Annotated in this window: 21 protein-coding genes; 11 read left to right on the top strand and 10 right to left on the bottom strand. The window is 65.3% G+C overall.

Translation table 11 applies throughout. The annotated features are described in order from the left end of the window. Nucleotide 1: 1 nt before the first annotated feature. The 6 genes from VGR99_RS23925 to VGR99_RS23900 form a co-directional block, all read right to left on the bottom strand. The gene (locus VGR99_RS23925; protein ID WP_326901899.1) at nt 2–466 is read right to left on the bottom strand and encodes a (2Fe-2S)-binding protein; all 465 of its coding nucleotides are present in this window, start codon (nt 464–466) and stop codon (nt 2–4) included. A 308-nt stretch (nt 467–774) separates the two neighbouring features. Then, nucleotides 775–1,578 (bottom strand): type 1 glutamine amidotransferase domain-containing protein, encoded by an 804-nt coding sequence (locus VGR99_RS23920; RefSeq protein ID WP_326901897.1) that lies wholly within the window; start codon nt 1,576–1,578, stop codon nt 775–777. Nucleotides 1,579–1,667: 89 nt separating this feature from the next. Further along, on the bottom strand, nt 1,668–2,090 hold the full coding sequence (locus tag VGR99_RS23915; RefSeq protein WP_326901895.1) for a heme-binding protein: 423 nt from the start codon (nt 2,088–2,090) through the stop codon (nt 1,668–1,670). A gap of 97 nt (nt 2,091–2,187) precedes the next feature. Then, on the bottom strand, nt 2,188–3,561 hold the full coding sequence (locus VGR99_RS23910; RefSeq protein ID WP_326901893.1) for an aldehyde dehydrogenase family protein: 1,374 nt from the start codon (nt 3,559–3,561) through the stop codon (nt 2,188–2,190). A gap of 198 nt (nt 3,562–3,759) precedes the next feature. Continuing rightward, complete coding sequence (locus tag VGR99_RS23905) at nt 3,760–6,666, bottom strand: ATP-binding protein (protein ID WP_326901892.1); 2,907 nt, start codon at nt 6,664–6,666, stop codon at nt 3,760–3,762. A 204-nt stretch (nt 6,667–6,870) separates the two neighbouring features. Next, complete coding sequence (locus VGR99_RS23900; protein WP_326901890.1) at nt 6,871–8,046, bottom strand: patatin-like phospholipase family protein; 1,176 nt, start codon at nt 8,044–8,046, stop codon at nt 6,871–6,873. A 227-nt stretch (nt 8,047–8,273) separates the two neighbouring features. On the opposite strand from VGR99_RS23900, the gene VGR99_RS23895 reads away from it, so the two are divergent. The 3 genes from VGR99_RS23895 to VGR99_RS23885 all read left to right on the top strand — a co-directional run bounded on the left by VGR99_RS23895 (nt 8,274) and on the right by VGR99_RS23885 (nt 11,587). After that, entirely contained in the window at nt 8,274–9,050 is a 777-nt protein-coding gene (locus VGR99_RS23895) for an acetoacetate decarboxylase (RefSeq protein ID WP_326901889.1), read from the top strand. Nucleotides 9,051–9,171: 121 nt separating this feature from the next. Further along, nucleotides 9,172–10,188 carry a transporter gene (locus tag VGR99_RS23890; protein WP_326901886.1) on the top strand — a complete coding sequence of 339 codons (1,017 nt, stop codon included), beginning with the start codon at nt 9,172–9,174 and terminating at the stop codon, nt 10,186–10,188. A 46-nt stretch (nt 10,189–10,234) separates the two neighbouring features. After that, complete coding sequence (locus VGR99_RS23885; RefSeq protein ID WP_326901885.1) at nt 10,235–11,587, top strand: carbohydrate porin; 1,353 nt, start codon at nt 10,235–10,237, stop codon at nt 11,585–11,587. Here the strand turns inward: VGR99_RS23885 and VGR99_RS23880 are convergent. The 3 genes from VGR99_RS23880 to VGR99_RS23870 all read right to left on the bottom strand — a co-directional run bounded on the left by VGR99_RS23880 (nt 11,584) and on the right by VGR99_RS23870 (nt 15,279). Continuing rightward, entirely contained in the window at nt 11,584–12,879 is a 1,296-nt protein-coding gene (locus tag VGR99_RS23880) for an MFS transporter (protein WP_326901884.1), read from the bottom strand. The genes VGR99_RS23885 and VGR99_RS23880 overlap by 4 nt on opposite strands. A gap of 112 nt (nt 12,880–12,991) precedes the next feature. Continuing rightward, nucleotides 12,992–14,188, bottom strand: a complete 1,197-nt coding sequence (locus tag VGR99_RS23875; RefSeq protein WP_326901883.1) for an acetyl-CoA C-acyltransferase — start codon at nt 14,186–14,188, stop codon at nt 12,992–12,994. Between the two features lie 320 nt (nt 14,189–14,508). Beyond that, the gene (locus VGR99_RS23870) at nt 14,509–15,279 is read right to left on the bottom strand and encodes an enoyl-CoA hydratase (RefSeq protein ID WP_326901882.1); all 771 of its coding nucleotides are present in this window, start codon (nt 15,277–15,279) and stop codon (nt 14,509–14,511) included. A 153-nt stretch (nt 15,280–15,432) separates the two neighbouring features. Here VGR99_RS23870 and VGR99_RS23865 point away from each other — a divergent pair, with 153 nt between their 5' ends. Continuing rightward, the gene (locus tag VGR99_RS23865; RefSeq protein ID WP_326901880.1) at nt 15,433–15,963 is read left to right on the top strand and encodes a PaaI family thioesterase; all 531 of its coding nucleotides are present in this window, start codon (nt 15,433–15,435) and stop codon (nt 15,961–15,963) included. A 70-nt stretch (nt 15,964–16,033) separates the two neighbouring features. Beyond that, the gene (locus tag VGR99_RS23860) at nt 16,034–16,654 is read left to right on the top strand and encodes a TetR/AcrR family transcriptional regulator (RefSeq protein ID WP_326901879.1); all 621 of its coding nucleotides are present in this window, start codon (nt 16,034–16,036) and stop codon (nt 16,652–16,654) included. A 110-nt stretch (nt 16,655–16,764) separates the two neighbouring features. On the opposite strand, the gene VGR99_RS23855 is transcribed toward VGR99_RS23860, so the two are convergent. Continuing rightward, nucleotides 16,765–17,679, bottom strand: a complete 915-nt coding sequence (locus VGR99_RS23855; protein WP_326901877.1) for a LysR family transcriptional regulator — start codon at nt 17,677–17,679, stop codon at nt 16,765–16,767. A 102-nt stretch (nt 17,680–17,781) separates the two neighbouring features. On the opposite strand from VGR99_RS23855, the gene VGR99_RS23850 reads away from it, so the two are divergent. The 6 genes from VGR99_RS23850 to VGR99_RS23825 all read left to right on the top strand — a co-directional run bounded on the left by VGR99_RS23850 (nt 17,782) and on the right by VGR99_RS23825 (nt 24,849). Then, nucleotides 17,782–19,278, top strand: a complete 1,497-nt coding sequence (locus VGR99_RS23850; RefSeq protein WP_326901875.1) for a CoA-acylating methylmalonate-semialdehyde dehydrogenase — start codon at nt 17,782–17,784, stop codon at nt 19,276–19,278. Nucleotides 19,279–19,399: 121 nt separating this feature from the next. Continuing rightward, nucleotides 19,400–20,545 carry an isobutyryl-CoA dehydrogenase gene (locus tag VGR99_RS23845; protein WP_326901873.1) on the top strand — a complete coding sequence of 382 codons (1,146 nt, stop codon included), beginning with the start codon at nt 19,400–19,402 and terminating at the stop codon, nt 20,543–20,545. Continuing rightward, the gene (locus VGR99_RS23840) at nt 20,542–21,609 is read left to right on the top strand and encodes an enoyl-CoA hydratase/isomerase family protein (RefSeq protein ID WP_326901871.1); all 1,068 of its coding nucleotides are present in this window, start codon (nt 20,542–20,544) and stop codon (nt 21,607–21,609) included. The genes VGR99_RS23845 and VGR99_RS23840 overlap by 4 nt, the downstream gene beginning before the upstream one ends. A 7-nt stretch (nt 21,610–21,616) precedes the next feature. Further along, nucleotides 21,617–22,522, top strand: a complete 906-nt coding sequence (gene mmsB / locus VGR99_RS23835; protein ID WP_326902429.1) for a 3-hydroxyisobutyrate dehydrogenase — start codon at nt 21,617–21,619, stop codon at nt 22,520–22,522. A 128-nt stretch (nt 22,523–22,650) separates the two neighbouring features. Beyond that, nucleotides 22,651–24,369 carry an AMP-binding protein gene (locus tag VGR99_RS23830; RefSeq protein WP_326901870.1) on the top strand — a complete coding sequence of 573 codons (1,719 nt, stop codon included), beginning with the start codon at nt 22,651–22,653 and terminating at the stop codon, nt 24,367–24,369. Continuing rightward, on the top strand, nt 24,370–24,849 hold the full coding sequence (locus tag VGR99_RS23825; protein ID WP_326901869.1) for a MaoC family dehydratase: 480 nt from the start codon (nt 24,370–24,372) through the stop codon (nt 24,847–24,849). Nucleotides 24,850–24,902 lie beyond the last annotated feature (53 nt).

Here is a 24,902-nt window from a genome sequence, read left to right as displayed (position 1 = left end):
CTCACTTCTCCGCCATTTTCTTGGCCGCAGCCGCGTGGATCGCGGCGCGGATGCGCGGATAGGTGCCGCAGCGGCAGAGATTGCCGGACATCACCTGGTTGATCTCCTCATCGGTGGGATTGGAGATCAGATCGAGCAGCGCGATCGCCTGCATGATCTGTCCGGTCTGGCAGTAGCCGCATTGCGGCACCTGGTGTTCGATCCAGGCCTGGATGACCGGATGCTGCTCCCGTTTCTCCAGACCTTCGAGCGTCACGACCGATTTGCCCGCGACCTCGCCGATATGCGCCTGGCAGGAGCGGACCGCCATGCCGTCGATCTGGACGGTGCAGGCCCCGCATTGCGCGACCCCGCAGCCGTATTTGGGACTGGTGATGCCGAGCTCGTCGCGCAGGACCCACAGCAGGGGCATTTCGGGGACGACGTCAACCTGACGCCTGGTCCCATTGACGGTGAGCTCGATCATGTCGGTGCGTCCTTCGAATATTGCCGTCCACACGGCCGAAGTCCCGGCCCGAGCGCGGCCATCGCCGCCCCGGTAACGGCGGAATCCCCACCGTCGTTCCAAGTCTAGCGAGGTGTCGAGAGCGCCGCGGTTAATTGTGGTAAAAGCGTAGGACGGGTGCGATGTGGAACCGGCGCGGCCGGCTCAAGCCAGCCGGACTCGCGCCAATGTTGTGTCGCACTCAGGGGCGCGGATGGCGCGCAATCAAATCGCATTTCGTTGCGGATCGCCGGGGGACATTTGTCCTCCAGCGATCATGACGTCGATCCTCAGGCAGCGGCCTTGTTGGCCCGGTCGAGCGCCGCGATCAGTTTCGCTGCGATGGGATGGTCGGATCGCGGGTTCTGGCCCGTGATCAGCTCGCGGTCCTCGACGACGTAGGGCTCGAAGTCGACGGCGCTTCGGCTGACTTCGGCGCCGGCCGCTCCCAGCGCGTCCGGCATCGTGAAGTAGATCTTGCCGTGCAGGAATTGCTCCTCGATCGGGATCTCTTCAGAGGCCGTAAACACCGTCATCTTGTATCCCGCATATTGCCAGCCCGTGCCCAGCTCGGCGACCTTGGCCTTGTCGCCGGCGATCAGCGCGGCGCGATAGGCTTTGGCGTCGGGCAGGGCGGCCAGCGTCGCGATCGGTCCGTGGCAGAGTAGCGCCGTCGGCTTCTTCCGTTCGTGAAAATATCGCAGGATCTTTCCGAGCTCCGCATCCTGCATGAGGTCGACGACCGGACCCTGCCCGCCGGGAACGAAAACGGCGGCATATTGGTCCAGTCCTTCGTCCACGATCGCGCGCAGCGTGCGCACGTTGGTCATCGCCGGGTCCTTGTCGAAGAAATCGCGTCCCTGCCGGTAGGCTTTCTCGTCGCCGCCGAAATGGGCCGCATGATCGGATGCCGGATCGATATAGGGTTGCTTGCCGTTCGGTGTGCCGAGCACCACTTCGTACCCGGCGCCGACCAGCGCCATGGCCGGGACGACGGTTTCGTTGAGATATTGGCCGGTCGGTCCGGTGCCGCCGCCCTGGATCTCGATACGCGTGGCATTGGAGCCGACAATGAGCACTTTGCCTTTGGACATGGAATTACCTGACTGTTTGCTTGAGTCGATCTGTGGTTAGAATTTCATCACGGCCCGGCCGACGATCTCGCCCGGCTTGATGATTGCCCTTAGGCAGTCTCGATCGCGTCGAGGGCTGCACGGGCCACTTCTTCGTCCTGCTCCACCGAGCCTGCACTTGTGCCAACGGCACCAACGATGCTTCCGGCGATCCGCACTGGGAGGCCGCCGCCGAAGATCACGACCTTGCCCTCGTTGCTCTGCGCGATGCCGAACAGCGGACCGTTCGGCTGCGCCAGGTGCGCCAGCTCCGACGTGGTCTTGTCGAACAGGCGCGCCGTCCTGGCCTTGCAGATGGCAAGGTCGATGCTTCCGATCAGGGCACCGTCCTGCCGCACGAAGGCGATGAGATTGCCGCCGGCGTCGACGACGGCGATATTGTAGGCGATCCCGATCCTCGTCGCCGCAGCCTCGCTCGCCTGCAGCATGCGCTTGGCATCATCCAGTGTGAGACTGGTGTAGGATCTGGGCATAGCTTCCTCGTTGCCGTCGGCGAGCTGCAGATTGCGCCTGGAAAGATCGAAATCGTGAACGGACGAGAGCGTCGGGCCGGTGATGGGCGGCCTGCGCCTATTTGAACACGATCATCTTCTCCGCGGTCATCTCGTGCATCGTGTAGGGAATGCCTCCGACGCCATGGCCGGATACACGGCGACCCGCGAAGGGCATCCAGTCGGTGCGGAAGGCGGTGTGGTCGTTGATCATCACCGCGGCGGCGTCGAGACGCTCGGCCGCATCGAGGGCTGTCGCGAGATCGCGCGTGAAGATGGCGGACTGGAACGAGACGGGCAGGGAGTTCGCCTCTGCGATCGCATCGTCGATATGATCGAACGGATAGACGCAGGTCACCGGCCCGAAGACCTCCAGCGTGGAAACCTTCGCGTCGCGCGGCGGCGAAACCAGGATCGACGGTTTGAGCGTGGTCTCGCTCAGTCGTCCACCGCCGATCTGGCGCGTCCCGCTCGAGGTGGCCTCGGCGATCCAGCCTTCGACGCGGGTGACCTCCTGCGGCGTGATGAGCGGTCCGACCTCGGTCTCTGGACGAACAGGATCGCCGACCTTCAGGGACTCGACCCTTGCCGCCATCCTGTCGATGAATTCCTTCTGAAGCGAGGAATGCACATAGATGCGCTGGACCGATACGCACACTTGCCCGGCGTGGTAGTAGCCGCCCTTGACGACGGGCTCGATGATCTTTTCGAGCTCGGCGCTGCGGTCGACGATGAGGGGGGCGACACCACCGTGCTCGAGCGCGCAGCGCGCGCCGGGTGCGATGCTCGACCGCAGATGCCAGCCGACCCGCGCCGACCCGATGAAGCTCAGGAAAGCGACGCGCGGATCGATGGCGAATTTCTCCGACAGGCCGTGTTCCTCTGGCAGGAACGTCTGGACCCAACCCTCGGGCATGCCCGCCTCGTGAACGAGCTTCACCAGCTCCACGCAGCACAGCGGCGTTGTGCCCGCCGGCTTCACGATGACCGGGCAGCCGGTAGCGATCGCCGGCGCGACCTGGTGGACGATCAAATTGAGGGGATGATTGAAGGCCGAGATCGCCGCGACGATGCCGATCGGTTCCTTGATGGTCCAGGCACGTCGTCCGTCGCTTGCGGGGGTGAGGCCCATCGGGATTTCGACCCCGGCGCGCGTCCGGAGAAAATCCGCCGCGGAACGGATGCCGTCGATCGCCCGGTCCGTCTCGATCAGCGCGTCCGTGAGTGGCTTGCCGCCCTCGCGCGCGATCAGGGTCCCGAAATCCTGCCGCCTCGCGGCGACGAGATCGGCGAGCTTGTTGAGGATGGCGATCCGCTGATGAGGCTTCAGCCAGCTCCTGCGATCGGCGAACAGCTTTCGCGCCGTCTCGAACTTCGCCTCAAGCGCGGCGGCGTCATCGCCTGAGAACGCGGTGATCTCTTTTCGGTCGAAGGCCTGGACAACTTTGATCATGTTTCACTCCACGCTGTGTTTTGTTCTTGCGTGGCGCTGGGAGCATCGTCGCGCATGAACAGTCTAACGAGATGCCGAAAGACCGGCGGTTAATTGTGGTAAAAGCGTACGACCGGGACCAGGTGGAACCGGCGCCCGCAACTCACGGCGATCGCGATCGGTCCGCAGCTTCAATCTGTCACACTCAGCCTGCGGAGATCAGTCCCGATCAGACGCTTTGACACGGGCCCGATCGAGCACGCGCCGTGCGCGCGCAATGTCCTTGTCCGCGCTGTCAGTGGCAAACGCCCGATAGATCGGATCGAGCAGGGCGACAGCCACCGACGGCGCTCCGGTCTCGGTCCATATCCCGGCGAGGTCGGTCGCGGCGCGGAGCTGGAAGGCGAGGGCGCCTGTTTCGGCGGCCATCTGCATTGCGCGGATCAGTGCCCGCTCGCCGCGCGCGCTGTCGCCGTGTTGATGTTCGATCCGGCCGAGGATGCGCAGGAGCTCGGCCTGACACCAGGTCTCGTCCAGTTGCGCCATATGCCTTAGGCCGGCAGCAATACTCGCGCGCGCGACGTCGATCCGGCCGTGCTCCAGCGCGGCCTCCGCGAGCATGCCGAGGTAGATCGGTGCGCGGATCAGGAATTTACTGGCGAGGATCTCGTTGGCGGCGATGCGCATTCGCTCGACCGCATCGGGTCTGCCGCGCTGGTGGTGGATGGCCGCACGGAAGAAGTGGCTGATCGGCGCCCAGCTTGCGAGGTTTCTCTGGTTGAGGTTGTCGTCGAGCAGGTCCAGGTGCCGCTCGGCCGCGTCGAGATCGCCGGTCCAGATGGCGATGGGAATGAAGGCCAGCGCAAGCGCATTGGACTGCGTTACCAGATGCTCGGTGGCGGCGGCGCCGTCCACGGCGGCCCGCGCGGTCCTGACGGCTTCGAGCGTATCGCCACGCACCCAGCCGACGAAGGCGAGCGAGACGCGGATCACGACATAGGGATCGACCTGGAAGCGCGACAGGCGCGAGCGCTGGGCCAGCGTGTCGTGCTGCCGGGCGAGCCGCTTCAAGGCCTCGTGCGCGCCGATGATGTCGCCGCGATAGAACTGCGTCATGATCCGGAAGCGCGCGCCTGATGCCGCCGCGGAGCGATCATTGGCCCGCGCACTGATCGTATCGAAGCGATCGAGGCTGGCGAGGACATCGCGGTGACGGCCGGCGAAGGATTGCAGCACAGCAAGGCCCCAGACCGCGCGGAGCTGATAGTCCGCATCGCCCTTCAGCTCCGCCAGCCGCACGCTTTCGAGACACGCCGCTTCCGCCTCCGGGTCGAGCTGCTCGGTGAAGGAGAGGCTGCGGGCATAGGCCGTCGCCAGCTTCATCTGCAATTCGATATCCGGATGCGCCGTCTGCTTTGCGACGCTCAGCGCCGTGCCGACGCGCTGCCGGCATTCGGCGACCGACGAGAGCTCGTCCCAGAGCGGGACGGCGGCGGTCGATAGTCGCAGGCCCGTCTCGGCATCGCCCTCCGCGCCGAACGCCCAGTCGATCGCCTTGCGCAGATCATTGGCGCGGCGGCCGTAGCTCGCCATCCACTCGTCGCGCGCCAGCCATTTCCATTCCGCTTCGGCCCGTTCGAACAGATCGAGCAGATGGGTGGCATGGCTCTCGCAGGCGCGCCGCTGCTCGCCTTCGGCGCGCAGCCGTTCGGCGGCGTAGCTCTTGGTCGTATCGAGCAGCCGGTACGCCGCCTTGCCGTCCGTGATGGTCTGCGAGACCAGCGACTTCGACGCGAGATTTTCAATGCATGCGGCGGTCTCGCCCGGCGATGCCACGATGTCGCTGGTGATGCCGAGCACGTCCTCGGTCGAGAACACGCCTGAAAAAACGGACAAGTGACGCAGCAGCGACGCCTCGGCCTCGGACAAGAGCCGGTAGCTCCAGTCGAGGGTCGCCTGAAGCGCCTGGTGACGAAGCGGCGCGGTCCGCGGGCCGTAGTTCAGGAGGTCGAAGCTCTCGTTGAGATGCCGCAGCAATGTCGCCGCATCGCAGCTCTTCAGCCGCGGCGCCGCCAGCTCGATGGCGAGAGGAATTCCATCCAGCCGCCGGCAGATGTCGGCGATCACGGGCGCGTCGGTGTCGCTCAGGCCATAACCCGCGGCTTCCTGGGCACGCGTGACGAACAGCTCGACCGCCGGGAACGCCATCGCCTGTCGTCCGTCGAGACGCTCATCAGCTTCGGGACAGCGAAGCGGCGACAGCCGGTACACAGTCTCCGTCTTCGAGCGGAGGGGCTCGCGGCTGGTCGCGATGATGCCGATCTCGGGCAGTGCCTGATGAATGTGCTCGGCGATGAGGGCTGCGGTCGCCAGCACATGCTCGCAATTGTCCAGGATCAGCAGCTTGTCCTTCGCGCGCAGAGCTTCGACTATGCCGACCAGCAGGTCGACGAGCCCGGTGCCCGATCCGAGCGCGGACGCGATGGCGGCGCACACCAGTTGGGCATCGTTGATGGCGGCGAGGTCGACGAAACAGACGCCATCGCCGAAGCGCTCTCCGAGCTCCCGCGTGGCGGCGACGGCGAGACTGGTCTTGCCGACACCGGCGGGGCCGACGATGGTGACGAAGCCCCGGTCGCAGATACGCTTCGAGAGCTCGACGACGTCATCTTCGCGCCCGATCAGAAGGTGAGGCCCTTGCGGATGCCGGTCGAGGCCGCCGCCACCCTGTGAGGGCGTGACGGATGTCGCGGAGGCGGTCTCGAACCGGACTGGTGCCGCGAAGCGATAGCCGCGGCCGGGAACGGTGACGATGTAGGGAAGGTCGGCCTGATCCTGCGGCAGCGATCGGCGCAGGGCCGCGATGTTCACTTTCAGATTGCTCTCATGCACGAAAGTGTCGGGCCAGGCGAAGCTTATCAGATCAGCCTTGCTGACCAGCTCGCCCTGGCGCTCGAGCAGCACCTGAAGCAGATCGAGTGCACGCGCACCAACCCGGACGGGAACCTGCCCCCGGAGCAGCAACTGCCGCCGGGGAAAAAATCGATACTCGTCAAAGAAATACGCGCCTTCGCTGACCGGGCGCAAGTTGACCTCCTGACGCTCCTGATTTGCATCGTATGGCATCGCGCGCGCGCTCGCCAATGCCGCGGATTGGCGCGGAGCGGATCTGTCGTGCGATTTTGGAAGTGTGCCATCATGCTCCTGTTTTGCCCGACGAGTCAAACCGCCTTGCCGATCGGCTAAGTCATTGATCCCTCATGCCCCGGCTACTGTGCATGGGGTTGTTTTCGCACTTTTTGTTTGGAGCACTCCGGCAGACACGCGCGCTTACGCGCTCTCCGTCTCCCGGTGCACGTCGTGCACCACGAGGCCCATGCCTTTCTCGGGCATCTTGATCCAGTCGCGGCGCTTCAGCGTGCGCTTGGTGTCCTCGTAGCCGCTTGCCCAGTGCTCGCGCATCGAGGTGCCCGAGAACTCGTGGTCCTTGGCGTCGCCCTCATAGGCCTTCTGCTGGTAGATCAGATGCAGGATCGCGATCTCCGGCATGTGGCAGAGGCTCGCCTTGAGCTGGCGCTCCTCGTCGGTGAGCTGCTCCTCGGGGAGCTTCGCCAGCGCCTTGTAGAGCAGGACCTTGAGATTGTGCGTGCGGCGATAGACGTCGGTGTTGTGGCGCGTGCGCGAGGAATACATGATGTCCTTGTGGCGGGCCATCACGTCCTGGATCGAGCGCGGCAGCACGCCACGCGCGCTGAACAGGTCGACCTGGAACACCAGCGAATTGAGCGCGTCCTCCTGGTCGAGCAGATGTTGCAGCGGTGTGTTGGAGACGATGCCGCCGTCCCAGAAATGATCGGTGCCGATCCGCACCATCGGCAGCGCCGGGGGCAGGGCGCCGGAGGCCATGATGTGCTCCGGCTCGATCTCGTCGTGGGAATTGTCGAAATAGATGAAATTGCCCGACAGCACGTTCACCGCGCCGACCGCGAAGCGGACCTTCTTCTCGTTGATGAGGTCGAAGTCGACCAGCTCGAGCAGGCTCTCCTTCAGCGGCACCGTGTCGTAATAGCTCGTCGCGGTTCGCGCGCCGACCGGGCTCAGCCACGGATTGACCTGGTGCGGGGTGAAGAAGCCGGGCTGGCCGAGCGTGGAGGTCATCCAGGCGCTGGTGAGGTTGCGCCACTGGCGGAAGACGTCGCCATCGGGCGTGTAGTGCCAGATCTTGCGGTTGGTGATGCGCTCCCAGAAGATGCGTAGCGCCTCGAGCCGCTTCTCCGGCCTGTTGCCGGCGATGATGGCGGAGTTGATGGCGCCGATTGAAACGCCGCAGACCCAGTCGGGCTCGATGCCGGCCTCGTGCAGCGCCTGGTAGACGCCGGCCTGGTAGGCGCCGAGCGCGCCGCCGCCCTGCAGCACCAGCGCGACGCGGTCGCAGCGCTCGGGCCGCCAGCCGCGTGCGGGAGACGGATGGGTCTGATGAGCCGGTTGCGACGTGCGGGCGTCCATGGGTTTGCCTCCCTGCCTGTCCAAACGATTGCGTCCGGCGGTGACGGCGTGATGACAAGCTGGGCGACGATGCAGCGTGCCATGCGCGTCAGCCGCCGCGGGAATGGCAGCAGGTCGTGCGGCTGATGGAAATCTTTCACATCGCAGTCAATGACGGCGGCTAGCAATCTGGCCTGAGCTTGCGAGTTGCCGGGCCGACGTCACAGACATCACACAGGAGAGGCGCGATGCGCAGGGAAGATCTGCTGAAGCTTCCGTCCATGCCGGCCGCCGGGCCGAGCTATCCCGCCGGTCCCTATCGCTTCGTCAACCGCGAATTCCTGGTTATCACCTACGAGACCGATCCGGAGCTGATCCGCGCCGGTCTGCCTGAGCCGCTGGAGCCGATCGAGCAGCCGATCGTGCATTACGAATGGATCAGGATGCCGGACTCCTCCGGCTTCGGCAGCTACACCGAGTCCGGCCTCGTCATCCCCGCGCGCCTCAACGGCGAGGAGGTCAACTTCGTCTCGCAGATGTATCTGGACGACGATCCGCCGATCGCGGCCGGCCGCGAGATCTGGGGCTTCCCCAAGAAGTACGCCCATCCGAAACTCGAGATCGTCAAGGACACGCTGACGGGCACGCTGGAATATGCCGGCCAGCTCGTCGCCATGGGCACGATGGGCTACAAGCACGAGAGCATGGCCGGCAACGGCGATCTCACCCGCGCCACGCTGTCGAAGACGCAGATCAATCTGAAGATGATCCCCGGCGTCGACGGCCGTCTCGAGATCTGCCAGCTCGTCGCGATCAACCTGATCGACATCGTGCCGAAGGGCTCGTGGATGGGGCCCGGCCGGCTGCATCTGGTGCCGCATGTCAATGCGCCGGTTGCCGACTTCCCGGTCCGCCGCTGCCTCGGCGCGCATCACTACATCGCCGACCTGACGCTGCCGTTCGGCCGCGTCGTGCACGACTATGTCAAGGAAGCCGCGGCCGCGACGGCGCTCGCCGCGGAATAGGGCGCATCATCAAACTGTAACAAAGCCGTAATTGAGTACCCGCGAGAGGTCCGGAGAAGGCTGGCAACGGCCCCCCGGATTTGGGCTGCATGGACGTGAGACGTTGACTTTGGGGTGGGGCATGGCTGAGCCGGCGAAGCTTGTCAGCGCGATATCGAGCACCGACCCCGCCATTCCCGGGCTCGTCTGGGCGTTCCGCCTGCACAGCGACGGCAGCGCCGAGCCGCTTCCGATCAATCAGCCGATCGAGTTCAGCCATGATGGCCGTCTGTGGCTGCATTTCAATTTGACAGATGGTCGCGTGCGGCCGTGGATCGCGTCATCGACGCTGCCGCCGCTGGCGCGCGAATTGCTGCTCTCGAATGACACGTTCCAGCAGCTCCACGTGATCGACCACTGCGTCTACGGCGTGTTCTCCGATCTCGTGCGCGACATCGACAGCGCGACGGAGGAGACCGCCTTCCTGCGCTTCGCCATGACCGAGCATCTCCTCGTCAGCGGCCGCCATCAGGCGCTGTGCTCGGCGGACGCGACGCGCCGCGTGCTCGAAGGCGGCTATCGCGTCGACAATGTCGCTCATCTCCTGGAGAAGATCGTCGACGAGGTCGCCGACACGCTCGACAGGATGGCCGACAAGCTCGGCCAGGAGATCGACGATATCGAGGAACGGATTCTGGCTGACGACGCCAAGCCGGAGATGCGCCGCAATCTCGGCCGTCTCCGCCGCACCTGCGTCAGGCTGCATCGCCAGCTCACGGGATTGCGCGTGCTGTTTCACCGGCTCGACCAGAAGAACACGGACCATCTGTCGCCCGCGCTACGCATACAGGCCGGCAAGCTGGCGCAGCGGCTGGACGGGCTCGATCACGACATCGTCGAATTGCGCGAGCGCAGCCGCCTGCTGGAGGAGGAGCTGCGCTTCAAGAACGAGGAGGAGAGCAACCGCCATCTCCACACGCTCTCGATCGTGACCTCGCTGCTGCTGCCGCCGACGCTGATCACCGGCATCTTCGGCATGAACACGAAAGGCCTGCCGCTCACCGATGTCGAGAGCGGATTCCTTTGGGCGGCATTGCTGATGGCCTCGTCGGTCGGCGCAGCCTATCTGTTCATGCGGCGCACGGGCATCTTCAAATAGCGTATCGATCGTGAGTTGGCGCGCCCATACATCTTTGGCGGCCGCGATGGCGCTGGCCTGCACGACAACGAGCGCGTTCGCCGGCGCCAAGGACGAAAGCGCGGCCGAATGGCTGTTCCCAAAATGGTTCAACGAATGGCATGACGGCATCGCCAACAGGGGGCTGAATTTCGGCGCGACCTATATCGCCGACAACATCGCCAACGTCTCCGGCGGCGTGAAGCGCGGCGCCATCCATTTCGGCCGGCTCGACCTGTCGGTCGACGCCGACCTCGACAAGCTCGTCGGCTGGACCGGCGGCCGCTTCTACGCCAATGCGTTCGTGATCTACGGCCAGAGGCTCTCCCGCAACTACGTGCAAAACCTCGCCACCATCAGCGAGATCGAGGCGCCGCCGGACCAGCGGCTCTACAACGCCTATTTCGAGCAGAGCTTCTTCAACGACCGCCTGAACATCAGAGCCGGCCAGCAGGCCGCCGACGTCGAGTTCTTCGACAGCCAGACCGACGACCTTTTCATCAACGGCACCTTCGGCTGGCCCGCGATCAAGGCGTCGAACCTGCCGGCCGGCGGACCGGCGCCGCCGATCGCGGTGCCCGGCATCCGCGTCAAGGCCACGCTGTCGGATCAGGTCACGCTGTTCGGCGCTGTTTTCAACGGCGATCCCTCGGGCCCGGGCGAGGCCGATCCGCAGCTCCGCGATCATCACGGCCTTGCGTTCCGCGTCAACGATCCGCCCTGGCTGATCGGGCAGGTCCGCTTCAACTACGACATCGACATCGGCGGACGTTCGCTTGCCGGCAATTTCACGCCGGGGGCCTGGAAGCACTATGGCTCGTTCGATAGCCAGCGCTTTACTGCGGAAGGGCAGTCGATCGCCGATCCCGATGGCAGTGGTATTCCGGCAAGGCTGCAGGGCAATTACGGCATCTTCGCCGTGATCGAGCAGGTGCTGTATCGCCCGCCGGAGGTGAAGGACAACAGCACGTCGGCCTCGATCCCGGGCATCACCGCGTTCGGCCGCATCGCCTATAGCCCGCCGGATCGCAATCTGATCGACCTTTATCTCGACGGCGGCATCGGCTTCGTCGGCTTCACGCCGGGCCGGCCGCTCGACCGTTTCGGCGTGGCAATGGCCTATATGCGGATCTCGAACACCGCGCGCAATCTCGACCTCGACACCAACTTCTACAGCGGCGTCCAGGGGCCGGTGCGCAGCAACGAGACCTTGCTCGAGATGATCTACGAGGCGCATATCAAGCCGGGCTGGCTGATTGCGCCTTACTTCCAGTATGTGTGGCGCCCCTCCGGCGGCATTCCGAATCCGAACGATCCGACCGGCGTCTCGCGGATCGGTGACGCCGCTGTGTTCGGCGTCACCACCACGATCAGGTATTAGGCCATCGCAGGTTTGGCCTGCGGTTTCGGCTGCCGCGACAGCGCCAGCACGATCAGCGAGGCGAACACGCAGAGCGCGCCGGCGATGAAGAACGCGGGCAGATAGCTCTGATAGACCGTCCGCGACAGGCCGGCGCCGAACGCTGCGGTGCCCGCGCCGAGCTGGTGGCCTGCAAAGATCCAGCCGAACACCAGATTGGCGCGCTCGGGTCCGAATTTCTGCGCGGTGAGGCGCACCGTCGGCGGCACCGTGGCGATCCAGTCGAGCCCGTAGAACATCGCGAAGATCGACAGGCCGTAGAACGAGAAATCGCTGAAGGGCAGGAAGATCAGCGAGAGCCCGCGCAGGCCGTAATACCAGAACAGTAGATAGCGGTTGTCGTAGCGGTCCGACAGCCAGCCCGACATGATGGTGCCGAAGAAGTCGAAGATGCCCATCGCGGCGAGCAGGCTCGCGGCCTGCACCTGCGGGATGCCGAAATCGAGGCACATCGGGATCAGGTGCACCTGCACGAGGCCGTTGGTCGACGCGCCGCAGACGAAGAAGGTCGCGAACAGGATCCAGAACGCGCTCGACTTCGAGGCATCGCGCAGCGTTCCGAGCGCTACTGCCGTGATCGAGCCGTGGCTCGCGGGCGGGGCGGGCAGCGGCTCAGTGCCTTCGTCGCCGAACGGCCGCAAGCCGACGTCGCTCGGCCGGTCGCGCATCGCGAGCAGCACCGCGATGGCGGAGACGCCGAGCATGATGCAGACGAAGCCGAGCGCGAGGCGCCAGCCGAAGCGCTCCGTCAGGCTTGCGAGCAGCGGCAGGAACACGAGCTGGCCGGTGGCGACGCTCGCGGTCATGATGCCGACGACGAGGCCGCGCCGCGCGGCGAACCAGCGCGTCGCGATGGTCGCGCCCAGCACCAGCGCGGTCATGCCGGTGCCGATGCCGATCACCACGCCCCAGAGCGCAATGAGCTGCCAGACTTGCGTCATGCCGAGCGAGAGCACCAGCGCCGAGACGACGATGAGCTGCGCCGCCAGCGTGACGTTGCGCAGGCCGTAGCGGTTGAGCAGGGCGGCCGCGAACGGCGCCATCAGCCCGAACAGGATGAAGCGGATCGAGAGCGCGGAAGAGATCTCCGCCGTGCTCCAGCCGAACTCCTTCTGCAGGGGAACGATGAACACGCCGGGCGCGCCGACCGTGCCGGCGCTGATCAGCGCGGCGAGGAAGGTCACGCCGACCATCACCCAGCCGTAGTGGATATTGCGGCGGCCGAGTGCTGCCGCGAGCCAGTTCGAGATCATCGCCCCTCAATATTGGTTGGCAGGCCCATAAGGACCCGCGTCATTGATGCAGTCTGGCACAAATGAGGGAAGTCCAAAATGACAGACTTCCCTCATTTTCGGACGTTGCGCGTCAATGCGCGAGACGCTCCACGGCGATCGCGGTGGCTTCGCCGCCGCCGATGCAGAGCGCTGCGACACCGCGCTTGAGGTTGTTGGCCTCGAGCGCATGCAGCAGCGTCACGATCAGCCGCGCGCCGGTGGCGCCGATGGGGTGGCCGAGCGCGCAGGCGCCGCCATTGATGTTCAGCTTCTCGCGGGGAATGCCGAGATCGCGCTGCGCCGCCATCGCGACGACCGCAAAGGCTTCGTTGATCTCGAACAGGTCGACATCACCGGCGCTCCAGCCGACCTTGTCGAGCAACTTGCGGATCGCGGGGATCGGCGCCGTGGTGAACCATTGCGGCTCCTGGCTGTGGGTGGCGTGGCCCTTGATCTCGGCGATGGCAGGCAGGCCGTTGCGGTCGGCGAGCGAGCGTTTCGTCAGCACCAGTGCCGCAGCGCCGTCGGCGTTGGCGGAGGAGGCCGCGGGCGTGATGGTGCCGTTGGCGCGGAAGGCCGGCTTCAGGCCGGGAATTTTGGCGGGATCGACCTTCAGCGGATGCTCGTCATTGGCGATGATGCGCGGGCCGGCCTTTTCGGTCAGCGTGATCGGCGCGATCTCGGCCTTGAACGCGCCGCCTTCGACCGCCTTGCGGGCGCGGCTCAGCGTCTCCATCGCATAGGCGTCCTGGTCCTTGCGGGTGAACTGATAGGCTTCTGCGGTGGCTTCGCCGAAATCGCCCATGGAGCGGCCGGTCTCGTAGGCGTCCTCGAGGCCGTCCATCATCATGTGGTCGATGATGCGGTCATGCCCGGCGCGATAGCCACCGCGCGCCTTGGCGAGCAGATAGGGCGCGTTGCTCATGCTCTCCATGCCGCCGGAGACGACGATCTCGGCGGACCCGGCGCGAATGATGTCGTGTGCCAGCATGGTCGCCTTCATGCCGGAGCCGCAGACCTTGTTGACGGTGGTGGCGCCGGTCGCATCAGGCAGACCGGCCGCGCGCGCGGCCTGGCGCGCCGGTGCCTGGCCTTGTCCTGCCGGCAGCACGCAGCCCATGAAGACCTCGTCGACCTTCTCCGGCGCAAGCCTGGCGCGCTCCAGCGCCGCACCGATCACGTGCGATCCGAGCTTATGCGCGGGGAGCGGCGAGAGCTCGCCCATGAAGCGGCCGAGCGGGGTGCGGGCGGCGGAGACGATGACGACGGGATCGGCGGCTTCAGCCATGACGAAAACTCCCTGCGAGGGTGTGTAAGATTATGATCATCATATGAGGCGATGCAAAAAATGCAACCGCGGCTGGGATGAGAAAATGTCGTGGGTCGGATGAGATTTGGTCGTTCGATTGGAGGAGGTGGCGCTCTCGGCACACCGTCGTCGCCCGCCTTGTGCGCAATCGCGCACCGGGGCGGGCGATCCAGTATTCCAGAGGCCGCGCGGCTGGAACCGAGAAGCCGCGGCGTACTGGATGCCCCGCCCCCCGTGCGCAATTGCGCACTAGGCGGGGCATGACACCGTCTTTGAGGGAACGCCTTCGTTCCCAGCGCCTACCGCTTCCTGTTCACGAACGCCTGCATCAGCCGCGTCGGCTCGTCCGTCAGGAATGACTCGCCGAATACCTTGACGCTCAAATTCACCGACTCCGTCAGCGGCAGCTCCTCCCATTGCCGCAGCAGCGCCTTCTGCGACCGCAGTGCCTCGGGGCCGCATTCGAGCAGCGCGGTGACGAGATGTTCGACGGCCGCATCGAGTTCGCCCGCCGGGGCGACCTTGTCGACGAGGCCCCAGGCCAGTGCGGTCGGCGCGTTGATGTTTTCCGCCGTCATCACCAGCCAGCGGGCGCGGGCCCAGCCGATCAGGCGCGGCAGCAGGGCGGCGTGGATCACTGAGGGGATGCCGACGCGCACCTCGGGCATGCCGAAATGCGCATCATGCGCGGCGATGCGGAAGTCGCAGGCCGCCGCGACCTCGAGCCCGCCGCCGAGGCACCAGCCGGGCATGCGCGCGATTACGGGGGCGGGGAACTGGCGCACGGCCTCGCAGAGATCGCGCAGGCGGCTGATGAAGGCTTCGGCCGACTTCTGGTCGAGCTTCGCCATCTCCTTGATGTCGGCACCGCCGATCATGCTCTTCTCGCTCTGGCCGCGCAGCACCACGACGCGAACGCTGCGATCGGACGAGAGCTGCTGCAGGCCTTCGCGCACCGCGTCGGTGACGGGCGAGCCCAGAATATTGAGTGAGCCGGCGTTGCAGATCGCGACATGGACGACGCCGCGCGCATCGCGCGTCACGCCGCAGTGATTGTTGAGCATTTCCATCGTGGCATCTCGAAGGTTTCGTGGACAGGCGCGAGGTGCGCCGGTCGGCATCACTTCCGGGCCGAAACGTCCGTGTTGTCAAGCGGGTGGGGACGAAGTTGCCAGCGCGAAGTCCGCGGCATAGTATGATATCGATCATACAAAGAGGCCGCCATGACCGACACCGATCAACTCGACCTGTTTTTGTCCACGCTTCGGCGCGAGCGCGTGGTGGATTGGCAGGTGCCGGCGCCGGTTGCGAAAGTCGCCATGGGCCTGTCAGGCATGGACGCGATGCTCGGCATCCGCGATGGTCGTCTGCCGCCGCCGCCCTTCGCGAAACTGATCGGATTTACCGTCGGCGTGGTCGAGCCGGGCCGGATCGTGATGGAACTGGAGCCGCGCGAGGATCTCGAAAATACCATCGGCCTCCTGCACGGGGCGACCGCGGCGGCGTTGATCGACACCGCCATGGGCTGCGCCATTTCGACACGGCTGGAGGCCGGACAATCGTCGGTGACCCTTGACCTGAAAATGACCTTCCTGCGCCCGCTGTCGGTTCGCTCCGGATTGATCTCGGCGGAAGGTAAAGTGATCAAGCTGGGGCGCCAGACCAGCTACACCGAGGGGTTCGTGCGCGACGGCAAGGGCGCGCTCGCAGTCCATGCAACTGCAACCTTTTCGATGATCGGCGCAACAACTTAACATGATTTTAATCCACCGGCTGGTCCATTTCTGTGCTATGAGATGATCTCCGACATTCAATGAGACACGCATGCGCTATTCCCGGGAACACAAGCAGGAAACCCACGATCGCATCGTGAAGAAGGCCTCCGTGCGGCTGCGCGAGAAGGGCGCCCACGGTATCGGCGTTGCCGACCTCATGAAGGAGGCGGGCCTGACCCATGGCGGTTTCTACGCGCATTTCGACTCGCGCGAGGCGCTGGTGATCGAGGCGTTTGCCTACGCCATGGACCGCTCGATGGAGCACTGGCGCAAGCAATCCGATCAGATCGCGCCCGAGAAGCAGCTCGCCCAGATCGTCGAGACGTATCTTTCGGCGCTCCACCGCGACAATCCCGGCCATGGCTGCTCGATTCCCGCGCTCGGTGCGGAGATCGCCCGCGAAAGCCTGAAGACGCGCAAAGCGTTTGCCGGCAAGCTGGACGAAATGGTCGAGATGATGACCGATTTCATCCCGAGCGTTCCGCGCAAGGCCGCCCGCAAGCAGGCGATCGCGACGCTGGCGACCATGGCCGGCACCATGCTGCTGGCGCGGATCGCGGGCTCCAGTGAGCTGTCGGACGAGGTGCTGAAGGCGGGCAAGGACAGCGCGCTTGAGGGCACGAAGCGCGAGCCGAAGGTGGTGGCGGCGAAGAAGGCGAAGCAGAGCTAGGCCGAGGTGCCGTTGAATGCGTAGGGCCGGTTAGCGAAGCGTAACCCGCCACTGTCCCTATCTGCGGAGACAGAAGTGGTGGGTTACGCCTTCGGCTAAGCTAACCCACCCTACGAAACTCGCCCCGCAAACAACGCCCGCTCGCGCTCCACGATCTCCCCGATGTAATCCGCCACCGCCCGGATCCGCGCGAGGTCCTTGCTGTCGGCGTGCATCAGCATCCAGAACGTCCGCGTGATCGAGATCTCTTCAGGGAGCACTGCGACAAGCCGCGGATAATCGCTTGCCATGAAATGCGGCAGCACCGCGATGCCGAAGCCTGACAGCGTGGCGTTGAGCTGCGCGATCAGATTGGCGCTGCGGAAGCGCGCGGAAATCCGCGGCGACACCTGCGGCAGATAGTCGAGCTCCGGCGTGAACAGCAGCTCCTCGATGTAGCCGACGAAACGGTGCTGCACCAAGTCCTGCCGCGAAGTGATGTTCGGGAATCGGTCGAGATAGGCGGGGGCGGCATAGAGCCCGAGGCGGTAGTCCAGCAGCTTGCGGCCGACGATGCGGCCTTCCTTCGGCATGGTTAGGCTGATCGCGATGTCGGCCTCGCGCTTGGAGAGACTGAACAGCCGCGCGGTGGCTACAAGTTGCAGATCGAGATCGGGATAGCGGTCGGCGAATGGCGCCAGCCGCGGCGCCAGGAAGGCGGTGCCGAAGCCGTCGGGCGCGCCGATCCGCACCGTGCCGGTCAGCCGCGCCACGGAGCCGCCGACCTGCTCCTGGTTGGCGACGATGGTCGATTCCATCGCCTCGGCGCTGTCGGCCACGCGCTGGCCGGCCTCGGTGAGGAGGTATCCGGTCTTGCGCCGGTCAAACAGCTTTGCCGACAGGTGCTTTTCCAGCCGGTCCACGCGGCGGATCACGGTCGCATGATCGACGCCGAGCTGTTTTGCCGCAGCCGACACCGAGCCGCCCCGCACGATGGCCAGCACGAAGCGAAAGTCGTCCCAGTCGATGTGACCTTGATCCAGCATTTTCGCACATCTATGGTGCAATATCTCAGACTTGAATCCTATAAAATGCAGGTCAATAGGATTTGTCAAAGCGTTCAAGCTCGCCCTCAAGGAGATCATTCCATGCGTTCAGTCGGACATTTCATCGGTGGCAAGGAGGTCAAAGGTACCTCGGGCCGCACCGCCGACGTCTTCGAGCCGATGACCGGTGACGTCCAGGCCAAGGTCGCGCTGGCGTCCAAGGCCGAGGTCCGCGCCGCCGTCGAGAACGCGCGCGCCGCGCAGCCCGAGTGGGCCGCGACCAACCCGCAGCGCCGCGCCCGCGTCATGATGAAATTCGTCGAGCTGGTTCAGCGCGATTACGACAAGCTCGCCGAACTGCTCGCGCGTGAGCACGGCAAGACCGTTCCCGATGCGAAGGGGGACATCCAGCGCGGCCTCGAAGTCGCCGAGTTCGCCTGCGGCATCCCGCATCTGATGAAGGGCGAGTACACCGAAGGCGCCGGTCCCGGCATCGACATCTACTCCATGCGCCAGGCGCTCGGCGTCGTCGCCGGCATCACGCCGTTCAATTTCCCGGCGATGATCCCGATGTGGAAGTTCGCGCCCGCGATCGCCTGCGGCAACGCCTTCATTCTCAAGCCGTCCGAGCGCGATCCCGGCGTGCCGATGCTGCTCGCCGAGCTGATGATCGAGGCGGGTCTGCCGGCCGGCATCCTCAACGTCGTTAACGGCGACAAGGAAGCGGTCGACGCCATCCTCGACGATCCCGATATCAAGGCTGTCGGCTTCGTCGGCTCCACGCCGATCGCGCAGTACATCTATGAGCGCGCAGCCCAGACCGGCAAGCGCTGCCAGTGCTTCGGTGGCGCCAAGAACCACGCCATCATCATGCCGGACGCCGACATGGACCAGGCCGTCGACGCGCTGATCGGCGCCGGCTACGGCTCGGCCGGCGAGCGCTGCATGGCGGTCTCGGTTGCGGTTCCCGTCGGCAAGTCCACCGCGGATCGGCTGATGGAAAAGCTGATCCCGCGCGTCGAGAGCCTCAAGATCGGCACCTCGATCGATCCGTCGGCCGATTACGGTCCGCTGGTGACGCGCGAGGCTGTCGAGAAGGTCAAGAGCTACATCGACATCGGCATCAAGGAAGGCGCGAAGCTGGCCGTCGACGGCCGCGGCTTCAAGATGCAGGGCTACGAGAAGGGCTTCTATCTCGGCGGTTCGCTGTTCGACAACGTCACCAAGGACATGCGGATCTACAAGGAAGAGATCTTCGGCCCGGTGCTCTCGGTGGTGCGCGCGCACGACTATAAGGAAGCGCTGGCGCTGCCGTCCGACCATGACTACGGCAACGGCGTTGCCATCTTCACCCGTGACGGCGATGCCGCGCGCGACTTCGCTGCCAAGGTCAACGTCGGCATGGTCGGCATCAACGTGCCGATCCCGGTGCCGATCGCCTATTACACCTTCGGCGGCTGGAAGAAGTCCGGCTTCGGCGATCTCAACCAGCACGGCCCGGACTCGGTCCGCTTCTATACCAAGACCAAGACGGTGACATCGCGCTGGCCGTCCGGCGTCAAGGAAGGTGCGGAGTTCTCGATCCCGCTGATGAAGTAGGGCTGTTGCCCAGCCCGTCATTGCGAGCGTAGCGAAGCAATCCAGAATCTTCCTGCAGAGACAGTCTGGATTGCTTCGTCGCTTCGCTCCTCGCAATGACGAGGAAGGTGAGGAGCCCAGCATGCAGTTCGCTCTGAACGAGGATCAGGTCGCGGTTCGCGACATGGCGTTGGCGTTTGCGGCGGAGAAGATAGCGCCGCACGCGCTGCGCTGGGACGAGGAGAAGCATTTCCCCGTCGACGTGATGCGCGAGGCCGCGGCGCTCGGCATGGGCGGCATCTACATCCGCGAGGATGTCGGCGGCTCCGCCATGACGCGGTTCGACGCGGCGCTGATCTTCGAGGCGCTGGCGACGGGCTGTCCGACCACCTCGGCCTTCATCTCCATCCACAACATGGCGAGCTGGATGATCGATGCCTTCGGCAGCGACACCCAGCGCCACAAATGGCTGCCGAAGCTCTGCTCGATGGAGCTGATCGCGAGCTACTGCCTGACCGAGCCGGGCGCCGGCTCGGACGCGGCGGCGCTCCGCACCCGCGCGGTGCGCGACGGCGATCATTACGTCCTCAACGGCCAGAAGCAGTTCATCTCCGGCGCCGGCGGCACCGATCTGCTGGTCGCGATGGTGCGCACCGGCGGTGATGGCCCCGGCGGCATCTCGACCCTCGTGATCGACGGCAAGGCGCCGGGCGTCTCGTTCGGCGCCAATGAGCGCAAGATGGGCTGGAACGCGCAGCCGACCCGCGCGGTGATGTTCGAGAACGCCCGCGTGCCGGTCGAGAACCGCCTGAGCGAGGAGGGCGTCGGCTTCAAGATCGCGATGGCCGGCCTCGACGGCGGCCGGCTCAACATCACGGCTTGCTCGCTCGGCGGCGCGCAGACCGCGCTCGACAAGGCGCGCGCCTACATGAAGGAGCGCAAGGCCTTTGGAAAACGCCTCGACGAATTCCAGGCGCTGCAGTTCCGCCTTGCCGACATGGCGATCGAGCTCGAGGCTGCGCGCACCTTCCTGTGGCGCGCTGCGGCAGCGCTCGACCGGAAAGACCCCGACGCCACCATGCTCTGCGCGATGGCAAAGCGCTTCGGCACCGATGTCGGTTTCGAAGTCGCCAACCATGCGCTGCAGCTTCATGGCGGCTACGGTTATCTCAGCGAATACGGCATCGAGAAGATCGTGCGCGATCTGCGCGTGCACCAGATCCTCGAAGGCACCAATGAAATCATGCGGCTCATCGTGGCGCGCAAATTGATCGAGGGCGCACGATGAGTTCAGTGGAAGAGGGCGATCTCATCGTTCGCCGCGAAGGCGCAGCGGGCGTGATCCGCCTCAACCGTCCCAAGGCGATCAACGCCATGACGCTGGAGATGTCCATCGGCATCGACGCGGCGCTGGATCGCTTCGAGACCGATCCTGAGGTCGCGGTGATCATTCTGGAAGGTGCTGGCGAGCGCGGCCTCTGTGCGGGCGGCGACATCCGCGGCCTCTGGGAGAGCTCACGCGAAGGCGGCGATCTCGGCGCGCGGTTCTGGCGCCAGGAATACGTCATGAATGCGCGGATCGCGAAATATCCGAAGCCGTATGTCGCATTCATGGATGGCCTCGTCATGGGCGGCGGCGTCGGCTTGTCCGGCCATGCCAGCCATCGTGTCGTGACCGATCGCACCAAGCTGGCGATGCCCGAGGTCGGGCTCGGCTTCTTCCCCGATGTCGGCGGCACCTGGCTGCTGTCGCGCTCGCCCGGCGAGATCGGCACCTATTTTGGCCTGACCGGCCAGACCATGAACGGACCCGACGCGATCCACGCCAGATTCGCCGATGCCGTGGTGCCCGCCGCAAAGTGGCCGGAGCTGCGCGAGGCGCTGACGAAGGTTCGCTCCGGTGTGAGCGCGGCCGATGTCAGCAAGCTCATCAACGGCTTTGCGACCGGTGAGACCGCGGGACCGGTCGCCGCGAAGGAGCCTGTGATCGACGCGCTGTTCGGCTTCGACCGCATGGAAGACATTTTTGCGGCGCTCAAGCGCGACGGTTCGGAGTTCGCGCTGGCGACCTTGAAGACGCTCAACGAAAAATCGCCGCGCGGCATGGTGGTGACGCTGAAGCTGCTGCGGCTCGCGCGCACCGCGTCGAGCCTGGAGGAGTGCCTGGTCCGCGAATATCGCGCCGCGCTGGAGGTGTTCCGCAGCGACGATTTCCGCGAGGGCGTGCGCGCCGCCGTGATCGACAAGGACCGCAATCCGACCTGGTCGCCGCCGCGCATCGAGGACGTGACACCGCAGATGCTGGCGCCTTATCTCGCCGAGATCGGTGCCGACGAGCTGAAGTTCAACTAACAACGCTATAGCGGAGGAAACGAAGATGGCCACGATCGCATTCATTGGTCTGGGCAACATGGGCGGCCCGATGGCGGCCAACCTCGTCAAGGCGGGCCACAAGGTGGTGGCGTTCGACCTCGTCGAAGCCTCCCGCGCGCAAGCCAAGGCCGACGGCGCCGGCATCGCCGACAGCGCCGCGGGCGCGGTGAAGGGCGCCGATGTCGTCGTCACCATGCTCCCCGCGGGCAAGCACGTGCTCGGCGTCTGGAACGAAGTCGTTCCCGCCATGACGAAGGGCACGCTGATCATCGACAGCTCCACCATCGACGTCGAGAGCGCGCGGCAGGCGCATGCGCTGGCCGCCAGGAGCGGCGTGCTCTCGGTCGATGCGCCGGTCTCCGGCGGCACGGGCGGCGCCAAGGGCGCGACGCTCACCTTCATGTGCGGCGGCGAGGAGGGCGCGTTCGCGGCGGCCAAGCCGGTACTGGAGAAGATGGGCAAGAAGATCGTGCATTGCGGCGGCGCCGGCGCAGGGCAGGCGGCCAAGATCTGCAACAACATGATCCTCGGCATTTCCATGATCGCGGTGAGCGAAGCCTTTGCGCTCGGCGAGAAGCTCGGTCTCTCGCACCAGGCGCTGTTCGACGTCGCCTCGACCTCGTCGGGCCAGTGCTGGTCGCTGACGACCTATTGTCCGGTTCCGGGCCCGGTGCCGACCTCGCCGGCGAACAACGACTACAAGCCGGGTTTTGCCTCGGCGCTGATGGTGAAGGATCTGACGCTGGCGCAGGACGCCGCCAAGGCCGCCGGAGCGGCGACGCCGCTCGGCAAGCATGCGCAGGAGATCTATCAGTCTTTCGACGCGGCCGGCCAGGGCGGGGTGGATTTTTCCGGAATTATCAAGCACGTTCGCGGCCTCGCTGGAAAATAGCGGGGCTTCGTAGCCCGGATGGAGCGAAGCGAAATCCGGGATAGTTCCGTTCGGGGCCCTGGCCGGCCCCGGATTGCGCTTCGCTCCATCCGGGCTACGTTCGAAGATCAATTCGACGGGCTCTGATCATGACGACATTTTTGGAAGCGCGCGCGTTTCTGCTGAAGCACCGCACGGACTACGGGGCGGCGGTCAGAGACTTCCGCTGGCCCGATCCGGTTCCCTTCAACTGGGCGCTCGACTGGTTCGACGCCGAGCTGGCGACGAATGCGGACAGCAAGGACCGGCCCGCGCTCTGGATCGTCGATGCCGCGCAGGACAAGCAGACCAAGCTGTCCTTCGCGGCGCTCTCGCAGCGCTCCAACCAGGTCGCCAACTTCTTGCGCGCGCAGGGCCTGAAGCGCGGCGATCATCTGCTGCTGCTGCTCGGCAATGTGGTTCCGCTGTGGGAGACGATGCTGGCGGCGATGAAGCTCGGCGTCGTCGTAATCCCCGCAACCACGCTGCTCACCGCCGACGAGCTGCGCGACCGGCTCGATCGCGGCAAGGCGAAGGCGGTCATTGCCGCGCAGGATCAGGTCGCAAAGTTTGCGAGCCTCGGTGCCGAGAATGTGGTGCGAATCGTGGTCGGCACCGCCTCCGATGGCTGGCTCGCCTATGACGAGGCGGCGAAAGCGCCGGAACGTTTTGCGCCTGACGATGTGACCAACGCCGACGACCCGATGCTGCTCTATTTCACCTCGGGCACCACCGCAAAACCGAAACTCGTCCGGCACAGCCAGCGCAGCTATCCCGTCGGCCATCTCTCGACCATGTACTGGATCGGGCTGAAGCCCGGCGACGTCCATCTCAACATCTCATCGCCCGGCTGGGCCAAGCACGCCTGGAGCTGCTTCTTTGCGCCGTGGAATGCGGGCGCGACCGTGTTCGTGGTCAACCAGCCGCGCTTCGATGCCAAGGGCCTGCTCGCCACCATCGGCCGCTGCGGCGTCACCACGCTGTGCGCGCCGCCGACGGTGTGGCGGCTGTTCATCCAGGAGAATTTGGCCTCGTTCAAGGTGGCCCTGCGCGAAGTCTGCGGCGCCGGCGAGCCGCTCAATCCCGAAGTGATCGACCAGGTGCAGGCCGCCTGGGGCCTCACCATCCGCGACGGCTATGGCCAGACCGAGACGACCGCGCTTGCCGGCAATTCGCCGGGGCAAAAGATCAAGGTCGGCTCGATGGGCCGGCCGCTGCCGGGCTATCGCGTGCAGGTCAGCGATGCCGACGGCCATCCGGCCAAGGAGGGAGAGGTGGCGCTGGTGCTGGGCGCGGATCGTCCCGCCGGCCTGATGCAGGGCTATCAGGGTGACGACGGCAAGCTCTCGGGCGCGGAAGGCGCGCTCTATCGCAGTGGTGACGTCGTCTTCGAGGACGAGGACGGCTATCTCACCTTCGTCGGCCGCTCCGACGACGTGTTCAAATCCTCGGACTACCGCATCAGCCCGTTCGAGCTGGAGAGCGTGCTGCTCGAGCACGAGCTGGTGGCGGAAGCCGCTGTCGTGCCGAGCCCCGATCCCATCCGGCTCGCGATCCCCAAGGCTTTCGTGCTGCTGACCTCGGGTGCAGAGCGGACGCCGGAGACGGCGCTGTCGATCTTCAAGCACCTGCACACGCGCCTTGCGCCGTTCAAGCGCATCCGCCGGCTCGAGATCGTGACCGAGCTGCCGAAGACGATCTCTGGCAAAATCCGCCGGGTGCAGCTACGACGGCTCGAACGCGACGATGATCGCAACGATCCGCTGCGCGGCCGGGAATTCCGCGAGGAGGATTTTCCAGAGCTGCCGAAAACACGGAGTGAGACCTAAGTGAACGAAGTCTGGAAGAAGCCGCCGATTTCCCTCGAAGCCTATCAGGCCATGGTCGGCAAGGAGATCGGCGTATCGTCGTGGCACCTGATCGACCAGCCCCGCATCGACGCCTATGCCGACGTGATCGAGGATCACCAGTTCATCCACGTCGACCCTGAGAGAGCCAGGAAGGAGACGGCGTTCGGCACCACGATCGCGCACGGGTTCCTGACGATGTCGTTGTTATCAGTGATGTCCTACGAGGTGATGCCGGTGGTAGCGGGCGCCACGATGGGTGTGAACTACGGTTTCGACAAGCTGCGCTTCATTTCCCCGGTTCGCTCGGGCAAGCGCGTCCGCGGCAGGTTCGTGCTGGCCGAAGCCAAGCTGCGCAAGCCCGGCGAATTCCAGACTCGCACCAACGTCACGGTGGAGATCGAAGGCGAAGACAAGCCCGCGCTGGTCGCGGAATGGCTCGGGCTGACCTATTTCGCCTGAGGTGTGGCCGTCATGGCCGGGCTTGACCCGGCCATCCATCGCTGCTCAAAAGC

It is taken from the genome of Bradyrhizobium sp. (assembly GCF_035935975.1).
Classification (GTDB): Bacteria; Pseudomonadota; Alphaproteobacteria; order Rhizobiales; family Xanthobacteraceae; genus Bradyrhizobium.
Note: the sequence above shows the minus strand (reverse complement) of the source record. Positions and strands in the feature narration are given on the sequence as shown.

Coding starts and splice junctions, on each gene's coding strand:
- VGR99_RS23855 (WP_326901877.1), bottom strand. CDS start 17,679: ATGCTGGATCAAGGTCACATCGACTGGGACGACTTTCGCTTCGTGCTG.
- VGR99_RS23875 (WP_326901883.1), bottom strand. CDS start 14,188: ATGGCTGAAGCCGCCGATCCCGTCGTCATCGTCTCCGCCGCCCGCACC.
- VGR99_RS23915 (WP_326901895.1), bottom strand. CDS start 2,090: ATGCCCAGATCCTACACCAGTCTCACACTGGATGATGCCAAGCGCATG.
- VGR99_RS23845 (WP_326901873.1), top strand. CDS start 19,400: ATGCAGTTCGCTCTGAACGAGGATCAGGTCGCGGTTCGCGACATGGCG.
- VGR99_RS23885 (WP_326901885.1), top strand. CDS start 10,235: ATGGCGCTGGCCTGCACGACAACGAGCGCGTTCGCCGGCGCCAAGGAC.
- VGR99_RS23860 (WP_326901879.1), top strand. CDS start 16,034: ATGCGCTATTCCCGGGAACACAAGCAGGAAACCCACGATCGCATCGTG.
- VGR99_RS23880 (WP_326901884.1), bottom strand. CDS start 12,879: ATGATCTCGAACTGGCTCGCGGCAGCACTCGGCCGCCGCAATATCCAC.
- VGR99_RS23895 (WP_326901889.1), top strand. CDS start 8,274: ATGCGCAGGGAAGATCTGCTGAAGCTTCCGTCCATGCCGGCCGCCGGG.
- VGR99_RS23900 (WP_326901890.1), bottom strand. CDS start 8,046: ATGGACGCCCGCACGTCGCAACCGGCTCATCAGACCCATCCGTCTCCC.
- VGR99_RS23865 (WP_326901880.1), top strand. CDS start 15,433: ATGACCGACACCGATCAACTCGACCTGTTTTTGTCCACGCTTCGGCGC.
- VGR99_RS23850 (WP_326901875.1), top strand. CDS start 17,782: ATGCGTTCAGTCGGACATTTCATCGGTGGCAAGGAGGTCAAAGGTACC.
- VGR99_RS23890 (WP_326901886.1), top strand. CDS start 9,172: ATGGCTGAGCCGGCGAAGCTTGTCAGCGCGATATCGAGCACCGACCCC.
- VGR99_RS23840 (WP_326901871.1), top strand. CDS start 20,542: ATGAGTTCAGTGGAAGAGGGCGATCTCATCGTTCGCCGCGAAGGCGCA.
- VGR99_RS23925 (WP_326901899.1), bottom strand. CDS start 466: ATGATCGAGCTCACCGTCAATGGGACCAGGCGTCAGGTTGACGTCGTC.
- VGR99_RS23830 (WP_326901870.1), top strand. CDS start 22,651: ATGACGACATTTTTGGAAGCGCGCGCGTTTCTGCTGAAGCACCGCACG.
- VGR99_RS23905 (WP_326901892.1), bottom strand. CDS start 6,666: ATGCCATACGATGCAAATCAGGAGCGTCAGGAGGTCAACTTGCGCCCG.
- VGR99_RS23920 (WP_326901897.1), bottom strand. CDS start 1,578: ATGTCCAAAGGCAAAGTGCTCATTGTCGGCTCCAATGCCACGCGTATC.
- VGR99_RS23910 (WP_326901893.1), bottom strand. CDS start 3,561: ATGATCAAAGTTGTCCAGGCCTTCGACCGAAAAGAGATCACCGCGTTC.
- VGR99_RS23870 (WP_326901882.1), bottom strand. CDS start 15,279: ATGGAAATGCTCAACAATCACTGCGGCGTGACGCGCGATGCGCGCGGC.